General features: G+C 43.1%; 16 protein-coding genes. 10 read left to right on the top strand and 6 right to left on the bottom strand.

Going from position 1 to position 17273, the window contains the following annotated elements; translation table 11 throughout:
• The 4 genes from BM099_RS20435 to BM099_RS10020 form a co-directional block, all read left to right on the top strand.
• Nucleotides 1-1023: hypothetical protein (locus tag BM099_RS20435; RefSeq protein WP_218150143.1), on the top strand; the 1023-nt coding region annotated here is incomplete at its 5' end.
• A 37-nt stretch (nucleotides 1024-1060) separates the two neighbouring features.
• Nucleotides 1061-1693 (top strand): hypothetical protein, encoded by a 633-nt coding sequence (locus BM099_RS10030; RefSeq protein ID WP_090727483.1) that lies wholly within the window; start codon nucleotides 1061-1063, stop codon nucleotides 1691-1693.
• Nucleotides 1694-1750: 57 nt separating this feature from the next.
• Nucleotides 1751-2113, top strand: coding sequence for a roadblock/LC7 domain-containing protein (locus tag BM099_RS10025; protein WP_054342130.1), 363 nt, complete (start codon nucleotides 1751-1753; stop codon nucleotides 2111-2113).
• Nucleotides 2114-2131: 18 nt separating this feature from the next.
• Nucleotides 2132-2572, top strand: coding sequence for a PAS domain-containing protein (locus BM099_RS10020; RefSeq protein WP_090727480.1), 441 nt, complete (start codon nucleotides 2132-2134; stop codon nucleotides 2570-2572).
• A gap of 156 nt (nucleotides 2573-2728) precedes the next feature.
• Here the strand turns inward: BM099_RS10020 and BM099_RS10015 are convergent, their stop codons facing one another.
• Entirely contained in the window at nucleotides 2729-3757 is a 1029-nt protein-coding gene (locus BM099_RS10015; protein ID WP_177201139.1) for a sensor domain-containing diguanylate cyclase, read from the bottom strand.
• Between the two features lie 119 nt (nucleotides 3758-3876).
• On the opposite strand from BM099_RS10015, the gene BM099_RS10010 reads away from it, so the two are divergent.
• Nucleotides 3877-4485 (top strand): MiaE family protein, encoded by a 609-nt coding sequence (locus BM099_RS10010; protein ID WP_090727475.1) that lies wholly within the window; start codon nucleotides 3877-3879, stop codon nucleotides 4483-4485.
• A 77-nt stretch (nucleotides 4486-4562) separates the two neighbouring features.
• Here BM099_RS10010 and BM099_RS10005 read toward each other — a convergent pair whose 3' ends face one another.
• Together BM099_RS10005 and BM099_RS10000 are read right to left on the bottom strand one after the other, a co-directional pair.
• Complete coding sequence (locus tag BM099_RS10005) at nucleotides 4563-5300, bottom strand: UDP-2,3-diacylglucosamine diphosphatase (RefSeq protein ID WP_090727472.1); 738 nt, start codon at nucleotides 5298-5300, stop codon at nucleotides 4563-4565.
• Nucleotides 5301-5312: 12 nt separating this feature from the next.
• Nucleotides 5313-5810: a peptidylprolyl isomerase gene (locus BM099_RS10000; RefSeq protein ID WP_090727469.1), complete on the bottom strand. Its 498-nt coding sequence runs from the start codon at nucleotides 5808-5810 to the stop codon at nucleotides 5313-5315.
• A 200-nt stretch (nucleotides 5811-6010) separates the two neighbouring features.
• Here BM099_RS10000 and BM099_RS09995 point away from each other — a divergent pair, with 200 nt between their 5' ends.
• Complete coding sequence (locus BM099_RS09995) at nucleotides 6011-7708, top strand: glutamine--tRNA ligase/YqeY domain fusion protein (RefSeq protein ID WP_090727466.1); 1698 nt, start codon at nucleotides 6011-6013, stop codon at nucleotides 7706-7708.
• A gap of 122 nt (nucleotides 7709-7830) precedes the next feature.
• Here BM099_RS09995 and BM099_RS09990 read toward each other — a convergent pair whose 3' ends face one another.
• The gene (locus BM099_RS09990; protein WP_090727464.1) at nucleotides 7831-9384 is read right to left on the bottom strand and encodes a GGDEF domain-containing protein; all 1554 of its coding nucleotides are present in this window, start codon (nucleotides 9382-9384) and stop codon (nucleotides 7831-7833) included.
• Nucleotides 9385-9539: 155 nt separating this feature from the next.
• Nucleotides 9540-10814 carry a TMEM143 family protein gene (locus BM099_RS09985; protein WP_177201138.1) on the bottom strand — a complete coding sequence of 425 codons (1275 nt, stop codon included), beginning with the start codon at nucleotides 10812-10814 and terminating at the stop codon, nucleotides 9540-9542.
• 336 nt (nucleotides 10815-11150) lie between these two features.
• On the opposite strand from BM099_RS09985, the gene BM099_RS09980 reads away from it, so the two are divergent.
• A complete protein-coding gene (locus BM099_RS09980) occupies nucleotides 11151-11867 on the top strand; it encodes a hypothetical protein (protein WP_090727458.1) in 717 nt (238 codons plus the stop codon).
• Between the two features lie 226 nt (nucleotides 11868-12093).
• Nucleotides 12094-13860, top strand: coding sequence for a PHA/PHB synthase family protein (locus BM099_RS09975; protein WP_244889931.1), 1767 nt, complete (start codon nucleotides 12094-12096; stop codon nucleotides 13858-13860).
• Nucleotides 13861-13871: 11 nt separating this feature from the next.
• Here the strand turns inward: BM099_RS09975 and BM099_RS09970 are convergent, their stop codons facing one another.
• Entirely contained in the window at nucleotides 13872-15161 is a 1290-nt protein-coding gene (locus BM099_RS09970) for a sensor domain-containing diguanylate cyclase (protein ID WP_090727455.1), read from the bottom strand.
• Nucleotides 15162-15375: 214 nt separating this feature from the next.
• On the opposite strand from BM099_RS09970, the gene BM099_RS09965 reads away from it, so the two are divergent.
• Nucleotides 15376-15561, top strand: coding sequence for a hypothetical protein (locus tag BM099_RS09965; RefSeq protein WP_090727453.1), 186 nt, complete (start codon nucleotides 15376-15378; stop codon nucleotides 15559-15561).
• A gap of 186 nt (nucleotides 15562-15747) precedes the next feature.
• Complete coding sequence (gene pdxR, locus BM099_RS09960) at nucleotides 15748-17259, top strand: MocR-like pyridoxine biosynthesis transcription factor PdxR (protein ID WP_090727452.1); 1512 nt, start codon at nucleotides 15748-15750, stop codon at nucleotides 17257-17259.
• Nucleotides 17260-17273 lie beyond the last annotated feature (14 nt).

Raw genomic sequence — 17273 nt, 5'->3', positions numbered from 1 at the left:
GCAGCAGAGGCAGCAGAGGCAGCAGAGGCAGCAGAAGCACGTTTATCATCTGAATTGTCTGATTCCAGGAAAGTAGCAGATATCCAGCTGGCAATGAAACGGCAGAAAGCTGAAAGAACATTAGGCAACTACCAGCCACCTCAGAATACGCCTTCCCAACACCTGCAAACTAAGCCAGCGAGTATCAGTCAGATTGTAGCCAAGGCAGATGTGGTTTCTGGGTTATCGGAAAATGATCATTCCCATAGCAACTCTGAAAAAGGGCTGCCAACTGATATTGATCTGTTGCATTCAGTCAGTGCCAAAAATATCGAAACGCGTGCGGCTGCTCTAACGCCGATTCTGGAAAAGCAAAAAAAGCTGCAAAACACTGACGCTAAAAAAACACGGGAATCTGGGGGGAGTTCGCCTCAGTCGTTAATCATGACGAATGTCTTCGGTCATCTGCCTGAACTCGACTGGACGATTGAGGCGGATCGACGTCGCTTGCAGATAAACCCTGATGGCATGTTGTTGCCCTGGATCAGAAAAACGGTTGAAGAGGGCAGGAAACAAGATCTGTCTTTTTCAATCGATGGGCTGCATTTACGTCTGGAATATTTGCCATGGACAGACTGCTTTGTCACCAACTTATCGGAAGAGGTGCTTTATACCGTAATGACAAGTCGTTTCGGGATCGGCGAACTGTCTATCAAGCACGGCGATGTTCTTGAAGAAGATTTGCAGGATGGTTTAGGTTTCTCTGAGCGCATAATGACAGCGGAAGACCTACTTTGGTTAGCCGGACTTTGGACAGTACAAGGGCGTATTCTGCCCGGAGATGATCCAACCCGACCACGTCGTTTGAAACATGCTCCCGATTGCCTTAAAGATATTGCAATACCAGAAGTACAAGCTGTGATTGATTTATGGAAAAGCCGTACAATGAGTGCATTTGAGATTGTTAGTCAGCTCAATGTTCCACAGCGATATGTATTTGGCGTAATGGCGGCGGCTACTACAGCGATGCAGTTTGAGTTTTAGTGTATAAGTTTCTTGCTAATCTATGGAGGGGGATAATGTGACGACAGCCGGCATTAATAAACGTTACTTACAAGTCACGCCAAGCGGTGCCTATTATGCAACGGTGAACTCTCAGCCAGATGACGCTCGTGCTTTGTTATTGCAGCTAATGAGCAGTGATATACCGATTGAGCACTCAATGGATATATTTGCAGAATTGGCAGATCTGGATAAAGAACACGCCGCCGTGTTATTTAATCGACTCATCGCCCGTAGGTTTTTAGCGCTTGTGCAGGTAGCTAAAGAGCCAAGGCAGGGGAGTCTGGAATCAACATTGACAGATATACTGGTGACGCTTTCTGCGACCGGCAAGGTCGTATTGGGAGACGATCAGGGGTTTTGCCTGGGATCTGCAGGTTTTGATAGAGATCATGCAGATGCTTTAGCCGCCTTAGCTGCTGATCTTATTTCACTTCACCAGCGACATCAGTCATTATTAAATAAAGAGTTACAATTAATGGGTGAGTCATGGGGGTTGCTTGATCCAGCCGGGAATAGCATGCTGGGTGTATGGATAATTCACATAGGATCACAGTCGTTTGCGGTTATTATTCATGGGCAGCCTAATTTAAATCAGCATGAATTTGTTGAGTTAATCAGCGCACTTGCGAGTCGCTATCTTGATCAGTGAGCCGTGAAGCTTGTACCTTCAACCCGGCTATTAATAAAATTATGGAGATAAGCTGTTATGCGTTCTGAAATGATGAGGTCTATTCTTAGTGACCTGAATGGAACGTCTGCTGAGATTGAAGCCTCGGCTGTCATCTCAACGGATGGGTTGATGATTGAGGCTTTACTTCCTGCCAGCATGGATGAAGATAGAGTAGGCGCCATGAGCGCGGCCATGCTTTCTCTTGGGGAAAGGACGGCGCAGGAGCTTGCGCGTGGAGAGCTTGAACAAGTACTGGTGAAAGGCGTCAATGGTTATATCTTAATGACACATGCGAATAGTGATTCAGTTCTGACTGTTGTAGCCAAACCTAATGCTCGTTTAGGGCTTATTTTTCTCGATGTTAAACGTGCCGCTGAAGCAATAGGCAAGCTACTCTAGAGAGGGATTATTTTTTTCATGCTTATTACCTACCATGATGGCTCGATCAGAGATGTGGCTATTGTTGATCAGGAGGTTCCATACCCTGATGGTAAGCTAATAGTGTCCCGAACGGATCCGTCAGGAGTGATTACTCACGCTAATCAGGCATTTGTTGATATGTCTGGATATCCGTTAAATGAATTGATTGGTACCAGTCACTGCATTTTACGCCATCCTGATATGCCGGCTACGACGTTTAATGACCTTTGGGCTACCATTAAGGCAGGAAAAAAGTGGCATGGCTATATCAAAAACCTGCGTAAGGACGGTGCGTACTATTGGGTGAAAGCCACGGTAATCCCTAATATTCGCAATGGCGAGTTAATGGGGTATACGTCTGTCAGGCGAAAACCGTCCCGCAGTAAGGTAGAGCAATGTACGGCTTTGTATTTGCAAATGAATATGCTGTCATCCTGATCTCTCTGATGTTATCCGGGTTAACTTGTTAATCGTGCAACAGGCGTTCGGGTGGGAAGCAGTACTGGAACGTATGCAGATGCCAGGGTGGATGAAAATGCGGCAGGAAGAGGCTGATTATGATCGATTTAGTTGAACCATTAATGGATGAGTGATTTATCCGTTTAGAATGGACATAAACGCTGTATCTCTCAAAATTTCAATTTTATTCTTACCTGTCTTTTTAGCTTTATAGAGTGCTTTATCTGCTCGTTTAATGACTTCTTCAATCTGGCTGTCAGCCGCGCTGGAGGTGCTAATGCCGAAGCTGGCGGTAGCTCTGATCCGCTTTTCACTATTTTCATTAGCAAATGCAAAAACAGAGAGTTCAACCCTTATTCGGTTGGCTACCTGTACTGCGCCTTCGAGTGAGGTGCCAGGAAAAATAATGGCGAACTCTTCACCACCATAGCGATAGGCCGTATCTATTTTTCGGATGTTATTTTTAATCATAGAACCAAATTTTTGCAGAATTTGATCACCGAATAAGTGGCCGTATGCATCATTCATTAGTTTGAAATTATCAAGGTCGATGATACAGAGTGCAAAATATTGATTATATCGCTTGGTTCGTTCTAATTCTGCGATCATCTTTTCAGTAAAATGCCTCCTGTTATACAGCCCTGTCAGGGTATCTGTAATGCTTAGCTGCTTATAACGCTCTTCGCTTTCCTGTAAAGCTATTTGGCTGTGCTTTTCTTTACTGATGTTTGTCAGTGTTTCGATAGCACCTATAACTTTGCCTTGTGCATCTGTGATACTGGCAGCGGTGAATGATAGCCACTCTCCTTTTTCTCCAATGTCAGGAAAAAAATCTTCAGCTTCGTAGGCATCTTCGATTAACGCTGATGTTTTATATTTATTTTCATAAAGTTGCGATACAGCTTCGTCTTTACCGCCTTCGATTATTAAATCTGCCAAGGTGGGGCGTTCTGTGGCATAAAAGGCGATCCATTGGTTTTGGGTACCAATCATTTCACTGCGCTTTTTATTGGTGAGTTGCTCTAATGCTTTGTTCCAGAAGATGATTGTGTGATTGTTATCCAAAACGAAAGTGGGGAGGGGGATTCTATTGAATACTGTTTCTAGTAGAGTCTCTTGCTGTTCTAATGGATTTCCATCAGAAAAATCGCTGTTGTCTACCACAAGCATATCATCCTGTTAATTTTCCGTTCATCCTAGAGTCATTGTAGATGAAATAATCAGAATGTAAAAAATCTTTTATAGGGGTGTATAATATCGCCAAATTTTTAAGGTAGGTATCGATGGACGCGCTTAACGAAATACATGAATTTCTGGCTTGCGAGACTCCACCGCAATGGATTGAGCATGCACTGGAGAATCAGGATATTCTTCTAATAGATCATGCTCATTGTGAAAAAAAAGCAGCATCGACGGCGATGACATTAATGTTCCGTTATGTTGATAGAACAGATCTCTTAAATAAAATGTCACGACTTGCACGTGAAGAGCTTATTCACTTCGAGCAAGTATTGGAGCTGTTGCAAACCCGCGGTGTTGAGTACTGTCATTTATCCTCTTCTGGTTACGCTGGCGGGATGCGAAAGCATATCAGGAACCATGAACCGGCGCGCTTAATTGATACTATGATTGTGGGTGCATTCATTGAAGCGCGCTCGTGTGAGCGTTTTGCGAAACTGGCACCTCGTCTGGATGAGGTCCTGGCAAAGTTTTATCGCTCACTTCTGAAGTCTGAATGTCGGCATTATCAGGACTATCTTAGCTTGGCAGAAGTATATGCCGGCGAACCTATTGAAGATCGTATCGCTTTATTTCGTGAGGTCGAGGGCCGGCTGATTGAGTCTGAAGATGAAGTATTCCGGTTTCACAGTGGTATACCACCGAAGGCTTGAAAAACGCTCAATAAATCGTTGGCGAGTCAGGGAGTTTTGAGTTAGCCAGGTATTAGCTGTGTGTTAACAGGCCCGTATCAAACAGGGTTAGATTCAATAGGTTCGTCGACCAGTGTCAGGCCGTTTTCATTACATAGCAGATACCATAGTTGCCTATCCCAGTCACCAAGCACGACGCGAATGCCGGTTGATTCGCCCGTCTGGTTGTAATGAATAGCAGGTCGATGGGTGTGGCCGTGAATCAATAGCTCAACGTTCGCTTCTTTTAATACTGCGCAAACGGCTGCAGGATTGACATCCATGATCTCGTCAGACTTTTCGGTAGCACGTTGTTGGCTGGCGGCCCTTAATTGTTTGGCAATAGCAATACGTTCGTTAATAGGTTTGGCAAGAAATGCTGCTTGCCATTTTGCATCTCTGACCATGCTTCGGAATTCCTGGTACTCTTTATCGTCCGTGCAGAGTTGGTCGCCATGCATCAGCAGCGCAGGCCCGATAGGAAGTGTAACGATTTGTTTCTCTTTTAGCAGGGTCGCACCGATCTTTTGCAGGAAAGCATCACCCACCAAAAAATCCCGGTTACCGTGTTGGAAATAAAGTTGGCAACCTTGGTCGCTTAATGACTTCAGTGCGGCAAGAATAGGTTCAAATTCTGGCAGAGGTAAATCATCGCCTATCCAGGCTTCGAAAATATCACCCAAAAGATAAAGCGCGTCAGCTTCTGAAGCTGTCTCCGTTAGAAAGTGTAAAAACGCCCGGGTAATATCCGGGCGTTCGGCTTTCAGATGAAGATCTGAAATAAACAGTAGTTTCATAACGTTCGGAGCTTACTCTTTAGTCACTTCTGCGGATTCAATAATCACATCGTCTGCAGGAACGTCTTGGTGACCAGCGGTCATGGTCGTTTTTACACCTTTAATTTTATTAACAACGTCCATACCATCGACTATTTTTGCGAAAACAGCATATCCCCAGCCTTCAGTCGTTTTGGCTGTGTGATCAAGAAAAGTGTTATCCGATACGTTGATAAAGAACTGTGCTGATGCTGAGTGCGGATCCATAGTGCGAGCCATCGCTAAGGTTCCGGCTTGGTTAGATAGACCATTATCAGCTTCGTTTTCGATAGTCGCTCCTGTCTCTTTTGATACCATGCCTGGTTCAAATCCACCTCCCTGAATCATGAAACCATCAATTACCCGATGGAAAATGACGCCGTCATAGAAACCATCGCGCACGTATTGCTCAAAATTAGCAGCTGTAGCAGGCGCTTTTTCATGGTTGAGTTCAATAGTGATGTCGCCGTGGTTAGTATGGAGAATTATCATGAATGATTCCTTTTGTGTTCTCAGTCGTTGTCTAGCTATTATACGCAAGTCTTACATCTCTGCACGGACTAAACTACTTAATCTTTACATGTTAATTCTCTTGGTTGTCAGTGTGCAGTTAAACTGCTAAGTGTTTATAATGCAGCTTCATATTGGATCTCATCAGGTCCGGCAAACAGTTTCGGATATACGCAGATAACATGTCTAAAAACGAATCGAACCAGAAACCTACAAATTTCATCCATCAAATTATTGAAGATGATATTAAGAATAATGTAAATGAAGGGAAAGTGGTGACACGCTTTCCACCAGAGCCCAACGGTTACCTTCATATCGGGCATGCAAAAGCTATTTGCCTGAACTTTGGTACAGCCGAAAAATATCAGGGTGTCTGCAATTTACGTTTTGATGACACTAACCCTGAAAAAGAGAGTCAGGAATATATCGATTCCATTATCAGTGATATCAATTGGTTAGGTTATCAATGGGCTGGCGATATTCGTTATACCTCGTCCTACTTTGACCAATTATATGACTGGGCAGTGCATCTGATTAAGAACGGTAACGCCTATGTATGTGACTTGAGTTCTGAGCAAGCACGTGAGTACCGAGGTAACTTTACTCAACCTGGTAAAGACAGTCCTTACCGTAACCGCTCTGTTGCAGAAAACCTGTCGCTGTTTGAGCGAATGAAAAATGCTGAATTTAAAGAGGGTGCCTGCTCTCTGCGCGCAAAAATAGATATGAGCGCGCCAAATATGAATCTGCGTGATCCGATGATCTACCGCATCTTACATACAAGCCATCACCAGACGGGTAATAAATGGTGTATTTACCCTATTTATGATTTTGCTCATGGGCAGTCAGATGCGGTAGAGGGCGTTACACATTCCATATGTACATTGGAGTTTGAAGACCATCGTCCTTTGTACGATTGGTTTATAGAACATTTACCGGTTCCAGCGAAACCGAAACAGTATGAGTTTTCACGTCTGGAATTGAATTACACTATTACCAGCAAGCGTAAGCTGAAGCAGTTAGTCGACGATCAGGTCGTTGCTGCCTGGAATGATCCGCGTATGCCGACTATCTCTGGTTTGCGTCGTCGTGGTTATACACCCAAATCACTACGTCAATTTTGCGATATGATCGGTGTTACCCGCTCCAACGGTGTCGTCGATATGGGGATGCTTGAATCGGCTATTCGTGAAGATCTGGACTCATCAGCGCCGCGTGCTATGTGTGTCACTCGTCCACTTAAAGTGACGTTGACTAACATTGAAGAGGGCGTGGAGGAATGGTTTGAGCTTCCTGCGCACCCCAAAGATGACACTATGGGTGTACGTCGGGTCGGTCTGACACGTAACTTGTTGATCGAGCAAGAAGACTTTATAGAAGTAAAACCGATTGCTAAAAACAAACATGAAAAGTGGAAGCGCTTAGCAACAGGCGATGCTGTTCGTTTGCGCGGCGCTTATGTCATTACCTGCAATGAAGTGATTAAAAACGATGCGGGTGAGGTGATTGAGTTATTGTGCACCTACGATCCGGCTACTAAAGGCGCTAACCCAGAAGGCTATAAACCCAATGGTGTTATTCACTGGGTTTCTGAAGAGTTATCAGTTCCTTGCGAAGTGCGGATGTATGACCGCTTGTTTACTGAAGCAAATCCGGATGGCGACAAAGAACGCAGTTTTATGGAGTTTTTGAACCCTGAATCATTAGTGGTTTTGACAGATTCAAGAATTGAATCAAGCGTTAAAGGCGCCGCTGCTGAAACTCGCTATCAGTTTGAGCGTATGGGTTATTTTTGCATTGATGTCGACAGTAGTGCAGAAAAACTGGTAGTCAACCGGACGGTAACATTGCGTGATTCATGGGCTAAAGCCCAAAAATAGCGTAGTTATAGCCTCTGTAGTAACGAGGCAAAAGTAACGAGGCAATAGCTACAAGACCACGTTTGACAAGACGGGGTAACGGGGTCAGGTATTGGCTTCGTTACCCTTGTTGTCTGTGGCGATTACAAAACAGCAGTACGGTTTTTTCCTGCATGCTTGGCAATATAAAGCGCATCATCAGCGCGGCCAATAAACTCTTCTACCGTTTCATCTTTCTTATACTGGGTCACGCCTAAACTGCATGAGATAGTATGATCAATACTGAATTTAGCTTCGTAAACCGCTATGCGAAGTTTGGCAGCGATCTCTTCGGCCATGAGTAGGTCAGTCTCCGGCAAGATAATAACGAACTCTTCTCCACCCCAACGTCCAATAATATCTGTGCGGCGAAGCGTTTTTACCAGTAGTTGTGAAATATTCTTGAGTACCTGATCGCCGGCATTATGACCGAAGGTGTCGTTGATGACTTTAAAGTTATCAATATCTACAAATATGCATGATATTTTCCAGTCATAACGGATCGATAACTGGATATATTCCGAAATGCTCTCGATCAACTTATGGCGGTTGTATAGACCGGTTAGTTGATCATGCTCGGCAATAACAATTAATTCTGTATTACGCAGGCTGGCAACATTATTGCGGTAAATCAGATAGCTAATGACAATCAACATGATGATTACCGTTTGCCATACTGGAAAATTGTCCAGCATGTCGCCATCAGAGGAGCGGTTGCCTTGATAGATAAAATTTGAAATATCGAAGGAGGGGGTAAGGTGACCGCTAATAAGATAAATATTTTCCATCTCTTTAAAGCGCTCTTGGATGATCTCTCCGAAAGGAGTGTCACCGGTCATAGCCAGTTTCTTTAATGCGATGCCTTCATAGATCAATGCGTCCAGGGTTCTATTTTGGCTGTTGTATTTTTCAAAAATTATTTTTGATGTTTCTTCAATATTTTCAAAAGCATACAGCCAACCCTTAATAGAAGCCTTATAAAATTTACTGGTTAATAATGGTTTATTATTAAGGGTGTCGTTATGCGTAAATAATATGTCACTGTACATGTCAAACCCATAATCGGCTGGATGGATAATGGCGTAAGGCTGCTGTTGAAGCTGCATTTGATATGGCTCATTTGAGGTGTAAGCGCCCATTACATCTGTATTGTTATCGATAAGATCTGAGATGTTAAATGAGTGTTCTTGATGAATATAGTCATTCGCTGATACACCCGCTTTAATCAGCATCGCCTGTACTTCGGCGACCTCATGCGCCTCATTTGTCAACATCACGCGCTTACCCTTCAGCTCTGCCGGGGTTTTAATATCGCCGCGAGTTATGAGCATAAAGGGGGATTTCTGAAACGTAGCAAACAGGGCTGTGATGGGAGCCCCGTTACCTTTGCTGACAAGAATAGATGAACGTCCAACAGCAAAGTCTGCCTGATGGTTGATAACGGAACCTACGATGTCAGTGTCGTGTTTGTATTCGCGTATATCGACTTCTAGCTGCTCTTCTGCATAAAACCCTTTTTCTTTGGCAATATAGTAGCCTGCAAACTGAAACTGGTTTTTCCAGAGCAGCTGCAATGAAACTGGTTGAACTTCCTTAGCAGGGCAATTCAGTGCCAATACTGATATCAATAAAGCTAAGCAAAAGCGTAAACGGCTCACAAAAATCCTTTCTTCAAAAACGTAAAGAGAAGCCTATGTTTAATAAGCTAACAGTAATATTTAACTTGAGTGCATGCTCAATATCTAGACTTTTATTTAAAAAACCGAGATATACCTTAATTATTGCGCAGAAGCGGCAGGTCTGCGATGTTTTGTTAACTGCGCCCTAAGCAAAGCCACTGTTGTGCCAATATTTCCTGGGCCTTTGTTAAGTTCACAGCAGATAAGCGCTGATCATCTTGTATAGTTACCAGACCAAGGTTGAGAAGTTTTTCCAAAGCATCATCAATCTCGAAATCGATAGGGTATCCCCATTTTTCTGAAAACCACGACTCTATTGATAAATCCAGATGCTGTCTGGTCATGGGCGTGGATGATAGTAGTAAAAAGAAATAAGCAAGAAATGCTTCTTTGCATTCTTCTTCTTCAGCATCATCTATGAGGCGATGAAAGACACCTGCATTGTTGTCAAGATTCTTAAAATACAGATGTTTTGTCAGTGTCTGAACAAACTGTAGTTTACGATTTTTGAAGTTAGAAAACTGTTTCCATAAATAGCTGCCAACCGCCCCTAAACCGGCGAGTAAAACAATTAATGCCGCTTTATCCAGCTCAACGGGCTCGCTTTTCAGCCCCAGCCAAAAACCAAATAATGACGCCAAGATTAGCAGCGAACCACCTAACTTAGTTGATAAAACAATACCGCCGCTGATGACGGCAGGAACACCGATAAATACTTTATCAATAAAACGCATTTTTACGGCCGTGTTGGGGAACAGCATCTCCAGGTCGGCTCTGGGAACGTTTTTAAATAACTTTAGGATGACACCGCCTGGTTGCAAGTTGAAAGTTTGTTGTCGCTTCAGGTCTATTTGTTCATGAAAGCGGATGAAAATAATCACTCTTTCATAGTTTATGAAGCGTATTTTTGTTTTCCTGAATCCCCATAAACTGGCTATTGTTTCCTCTTTTTCATCTTCGCCGCGGGCAAAAAGGAGGACTTCTGAAAAGTCGTTGAAATCAACATCCAAGCGCACTTTCATCAAGGAGTCGTGATTTAATGCCTGCTTTATGGTTTCTTCATTGATTTTTTCATAATTAGCTTTTTCTAGCAGCGCTTCTAATTGTTTAACAAAGGCGGGGTCCTCATTATGCATGGTAGATGGAAGGTCTACTTTTACTGTATCCGAATCAGGATTAATGCTTGAAAAGCTTTCCTTAAGCGATTCGTGACGAGGCAGAAAGGTGATATGAAATAGTTTTTCGATCTGGGAGGTTACTTCTCTAAATTGCTGGCGTTGCTGCTGTTCCAGCCCGCCGCCAGAAAGGCACATCTCAATCACATCCTTTTTACGAAAAGGAATGAAGCGTAAGGGCTTAACCGCCTGTTTTTGCGAAGCTTTTGGGGTGGTTTGCATGATGTTTGACATAGGAGCCGACATAGGAATAACTGACCAGGGTTACGATAAATGTTATCAAAAATGGAGCAATTCTAGCACTTGCTAACATAAAGCATAAGTAATGCCTTATGTGGTTATAATTCAGCAATATTTCATATGTGCGATAGCGTGTTAAATATGTTTAATTATTGCGCTAAGAAAAAGTGATTTTAGCTATTAATATCAATAGATTATAACTGTTTACTGGCCCTTGAGATCGGCTGGAATCATTATTATTTAATCTTCATACAGTATTGCGAAATGAGTAAATTGAGATTACTTTTCTTGTATAACACAACGGTTTAAGCGTTTAACAAGGAGTATCCGATGCCAGCTCTATTTACCGTCCAGATTGATTCTTTCCGTAAAATTAACAAGATTGCAAATGCGTGGTCTACTGAGGATTATCATGCCCTCATGGAAATGATGGGGCTTGATGATGGCTTAGAAGGAATGGATGCCGCTGAGCTTAGAGAGATGTGTATGATGTCTCTGAATGACTTGGAGGCTGATGAAGCTGCAAAAGTGGTATTGACGCATTTATTTGCTGATGAATTAGCAAATGATGAGCTAACAGCAGGCAAGATCGAGCAACTAAGCCACGATATATCAGATGATCGCTTATGGGAGGAGTATTCCGATTGCTTATATCATGAGCGTTTCTTTAGTGCTTATGCACTCTTACGAGAAGCGTTTAATGGTATTTTTGCACAACCTACCGGTGTTGAATTTATCGTTAATGTCAGGGCCGGTGATATTGAAGATATGGCTATATTTGATGAATCGCCCTGTGCTTCGATGGTACGTCTATTGGCGGGCGGGTTGAGTGATAATGCCTTATTACATCGTCTTTATGATGAGCAAATTAAGGGTCAGCAGTTTCCTCAAGCCCCGGGTATTGTATGGAAGTTACAGCAGTTGGCTGATGACGGATTAACGCGTCAGTTTAGTGTCGTCAGTTCATCCTTCTGGTTTGAAAGTTTCGGGCAAATCGATGAGTTTGAAGCCTCGTCCCACGCCGATGTCATCGATGAGGAAGAGTAAGTTTATGTATCAACGCCATCAACGCCACTAAACGTGATCAGATTTCAACTCAATAAATGCTCAAGTCTGGTTTTTTAATCGAGTGATTAATAACAGCTACCTTGTCCATTAAAAATTAGGTGGTTTTGTTCGCCTAGAGTGATTAGGGTCAATTCATCAGGTCGCTATAAGGATGATAATTAAATAAGGCGTTTGAATCGTTTTTTTACACATCAGGAGGTACGCAGTGGCGATTAGAAGGGGTGACATCAACGATGTATCCGGGTTTGATTCGAAGGATGTGGATTCCGGGTATTTTTCAGTAACGGCATTAGATAACGTTTTCAAAGCAAACATGGCACATGTTACCGGAGGAATTTCCCCTGCGGGTTTAATGAGTCTGTATTTTACATGGGCTTCTCACCTTGCTATGTCGCCGGGAAAGCAAGTGAGATTAATTGAGAAAATGTTGCGAAAAATAGTAAAAATGCATCGGGTTAGCCCCGTGTTGTTACAAAACCAGAGTAAACCGTGCATTACTCCCTTGCCTCAGGATAATCGATTTTCAGACGTTGGATGGCAGCAGTGGCCGTACAACTATATCTATCAGAATTTTTTGTTCACTCAGCAATGGTGGCACAATGCTACAACAGATATTGACGGCTTATCTGAGGCAGATGAGAGAAGTATTTCATTCATCGCCAGGCAGATCTTAGACAGATACTCCCCGAGCAACAATCCCTTACTTAATCCTGAGGTGATGAAGGCTACGATAGAACAGGGTGGAGCTAATTTGGTGTCGGGTTTGCAAAACTTTCTTAAAGATATGGATCAGTATAGTGCAGGGCGTTCTCCCGAGGGGGCTGATGACTATATTCCAGGTAAAACGGTTGCCATAACACCAGGTAAAGTAGTTTTCAGAAATCACATTATGGAGTTGATACAGTACTCGCCGGTGACTGATCAGGTTTATCCGGAGCCAATTCTTATCGTTCCTGCGTGGATTATGAAGTACTACATTCTTGATCTTTCGCCGGAAAACTCATTGGTGAAATATTTAGTTGAAAATGGCCATACTGTTTTTATGATCTCATGGTTTAATCCCACTACCGCAGATCGGGATCTGGGTATGGATAATTATCGAGAGCAAGGCGTGATGGCGGCACTGGATGCCATCAGTAAAATTTTCCCTAAACAGCAGGTGCATGCAACAGGTTATTGTTTAGGCGGGACTTTACTATCGATAGCGGCGGCTACTATGGCGAGAGATGGAGATGATCGTCTTAAGTCGATGACGCATTTTGCTGCGCAGGTCGACTTTAGTGAAGCCGGGGAATTGATGATATTCACCAACGAGAGTGAAGTCTCTTACCTTGAAAAAATGATGTGGGATCAAGGGGTTCTGGATGGATCTCAGATGGCAGGGGCGTTTCAAATACTACGTTCTAATGACTTGATTTGGTCGCGGATTGTTCATCATTATATGCTCGGTGAAAAAGAGAGTATTAATGACCTGATGGCGTGGAACCTTGATCTGACAAGAATGCCTTATAAAATGCATTCTCAGTACTTGAGAGAGCTATTTCTCGATAACAATTTTGCGTCAGGGCATTACCTTGTTAACGATAAACCGATTGCGATTCGGGATATCAGTGTGCCTATTTTTTCAGTAGGCACAGAGAAGGATCATGTTGCTCCGTGGCGATCTGTTTACAAGCTTCATTTGCTGTCCGATAGTGAGGCCGTCACATTCGTACTCACTAGCGGAGGGCATAATGCCGGTATTGTGAGTGAACCGGGACACAAGCACCGACATTATCGTGTTGCCACAGAAACCAAACAAGATCGCTATGTTGACCCAGACTCCTGGATTCAAAATAACAATGCCGTTGAGGGATCCTGGTGGCCAGAGTGGCATCAATGGCTAGAAAAGCATTCGGGTGAGAAAATCGCTGCTCAACCTATAGATGACTCATTGTGTGAAGCGCCGGGAACTTATGTGAATCAGAAATAAAGCAATGATAATTAAGCAGAAATACAGACCTTGTCTTTTCCTTCTGCTTTGGCTTGATACATAGCGCCATCAGCACTTTTAACAAGATCACTGATGCATGACCCATGGTGCGGGTATCCACTGATACCTGCACTGGCTGTCATAAAGACCGCTCTATTATCTTCAGTAAGAAAGGGATGTTGAGATAGCTGTTTTAATAGTCGGTTAATTAGATTCAACGCTGTATCCTGCGCTGTATCCGGGCAAAGTAATAGAAATTCTTCACCTCCCCAACGAAAAAGCAGATCGGTTTTACGTAACAGCTTTGGAACTGTTTTTGCGAAATGCTGGATGGCTTTATCCCCGTTTAAATGACCATAGTTCTCGTTAATCAACTTAAAATTGTCTATATCCAGCATGACAATTTGCATCTGTGTATTTTGTTGAATACTAACATTCAGATATTGCCCAAATAACTCATAGCCTGTTTTGCGATTGTACAGGCCGGTCAGATCATCGCGTTGAGAGTGATGAAACAGCTGCTCTGCCAGCAGTTGTGACTGGGTAATATCCAAAACAAGCCCAATCATTCTTAAGGCTTTGTTGTCGCTATCTCTTTTTACGACAAGTCCACGATCATGTACCCATAAATAATCACCATTTCGGTTTCTTAAACGGTACTTCGCTTCATAGCGTGAGCTTTTGGAGTTTAAGTGTTCCTGCAAGAGTCTGGTAACGCGTTCAGCATCATCTGGGTGTACGGCTGAATTCCACGTACTGAGTGATGGAGCGCTGATTTCATGTGGTCCATATCCCATCATTCGGTACCACTGTGGGCTCAGAAATAAAGAGTTATCCAGAATGTTCCAATCCCAGAGTCCATCACTGGCTTCATTTAAAGCAAATGCACGAATCGCATCATCATTATGAAATTCATATTCATGTTGTGAGCGCAGTGATGTGTCACGTGCGATAGAAACGAAGTAAGGCGTACCGTTATATTGAAAATAGCTTGTTCTGATTTCAACAGGGAAGTCGCTGCCATCTTTGCGTTTATGTCGTCCAACAAATGTAAAATCCCCCGCCGTTTTGATGGCATCTGAAATTTCTGCCCATTGGGAAAGCCCAATCACATCTTTATTGAGTGACAGAACACTTTGGTTAAGCAGCTCTTTTCTGGACATGCCTAAAGCGTCACATCCCTCCTTATTAGCTTCGATGATAAGGGAGGTAACAGGGTCAATGATATATATCTCATCATTGACCTGTTCGAACAGGCTATAAAAAAAACCGCTATCTAGTATTTGCATATCTGATGGCATCTAGGTCACGTCTGAATCTGAATTAGATAAAGTGTAGCTTAAAAAATATTGATGTTAAAAAATAGTGCTATAAATAATAGGGGTTAAAAAGAGTAAGACTAAAGTTCTAAATTGTTGCAGCGCACAATAAATCCGTGTAATATACTCAAGTAATTAGGTTTTATCGTATTACCAAGTTCCATTTTATGTGCTCACTGCACATCGAGGTGATTTTATGTACCCTATAATTCGTCATCCAGAAAAATGGGAAGAGCAACAGGAAGCTCTTCTTGATAGCTACATTGAAAGGGTATTTGAGTCGGAAAAGATAGAGGAGTGGTATAGTGCGTCACATTGGTATTTTGATGCAATAACCTTGTTATTTTTGCCGCAAGCTATGACCAATCAACGCACCTTATAAACTCAACAAAAATGACTTGAAAAACCTGCTTAGTAAGTGGGTTTTTTGTTTTTGCAGCGTTATCTTTCCTGGTTTTTATCAATCAGGCTTTTGTAAGTGTGCTTTTTGTTACTTTAAAATGTGAAGGTATTTATTAAATATTGGTTTATATTACCGGTCATTTTCTAACTTAAGAAAGAGCCACTTGTGAATAATCAGTCTGCTCATGATCTGTTTATCCCCTTAGATACTCACCTCACTAATAAAAATCAGCCGAAATATGAAGTGCTTTATGAGCATATTAAAGAGGCTATCTGTCATGGTCGGCTTAAAAGAAACGATAAATTACCCTCCAGCCGTTATTTAAGCCAACAGATGGGGATTTCACGAAATTCTGTCATCGCTGCGTTTGACCTGTTGATTGAAGAAGGGTTTGCAGAAAGCCGTCAAGGTGCGGGCACGTTCGTTGCCGGTATTATTGAATTAAAGCCGTTGCTGGGTGAAGTAAAGCAGAATCATTTATCGAACTCTGTTGTGCGCATCTCTGAGGTCGCGCAGCGCATTCAGACGATTGACGATCAGAGTTCGACAAAGCCCGGTGGTCTGCAAGAAACAACACAATCACTATTTTTGCCTGCACAGCCTGCGATATCAGACTTTCCCTTAAAAGAATGGCACGCGGCGACGGCCAGAAGTCTTCGGGATCAGAACGCCTACTCTGAGCAACCGGCCATGGGGGCGCAGCTGTTAAGGCAGCAGATCAGCGAACATCTCCTGATAACCAGGGGGGTGAAGTGTTGCGTGGATCAGGTAATGATCACAACCGGCTCTCAACAAGCGCTGGCTATCGCCCTCAATTTACTGGTTACTCAAAATGAAACAGTCATGCTGGAAGAAACCGGGTACCCGGGTATTGATGGCGTTCTCACGAGCATTGGGGCAAAACAAATAGCATTACCTACTGACGAGTATGGCCTCTGCTTTGACGCTGATAATGCGATTGCACAGCAGGCGCATACGCTGATTTTGACACCCTCGCGAAGTTTTCCGTTAGGACAGACGCTTTCTTTGAAGCGGCGTTTAGCCATTCTTGATTGGGCTTATGAAACGCAAAGTTGGGTTATCGAGGATGACTATGACAGCGAGTTTGTCTTTAACGGCCATAGCATTTCTGCATTACAGGGGCTGGATACAGGCAGTAGAGTCATTTATACAGGTACATTCAGCCGTACCATGTTTCCGGGCATTCGCCTTGGATACATGGTGCTGCCTGAAGCATTAATTGACCTCTTCAAAAAGTACAAACGCTTTGTTGATGGTGGCCTGTCAGGACCACAACAGATAGCGATGGGTCTTTTTATGAAAGAGGGGGGCTATAACCGTCATTTACGCAGAATGAGGAAGCTCTACAAAATAAGGAAAGCGTCATTAGATCATCTGATGCAACAGTCATTTCCTGATTTTACACTTGTTCCCAGTTCCGGTGGCATGCACAGTGTTTACCTTCTGAATGCGTCATATTGTGACCAAAGGATTTGTGAAAAAGCAAACGCTAACGGACTAGATATCAGAGCGTTATCGGCTTACCAGCGTGATATTTTGCATAGACCGGTAAGATCGGGCCTCATTCTGGGATATGCTGGCACGCCGGTTGAAAAGATGCCTGCGGGTGTAAACAAGCTGCAGAAAATTATTAAGTCCTTATCAAAAAATATCTGACTAAAAAATCAGGT

The organism is Neptunomonas qingdaonensis (assembly GCF_900113275.1).
Taxonomy (GTDB): Bacteria; Pseudomonadota; Gammaproteobacteria; order Pseudomonadales; family Balneatricaceae; genus Neptunomonas; species Neptunomonas qingdaonensis.
The sequence above is the reverse complement of the archived record's forward strand: the minus strand, read 5'-3'. Positions and strand labels throughout refer to the sequence as shown.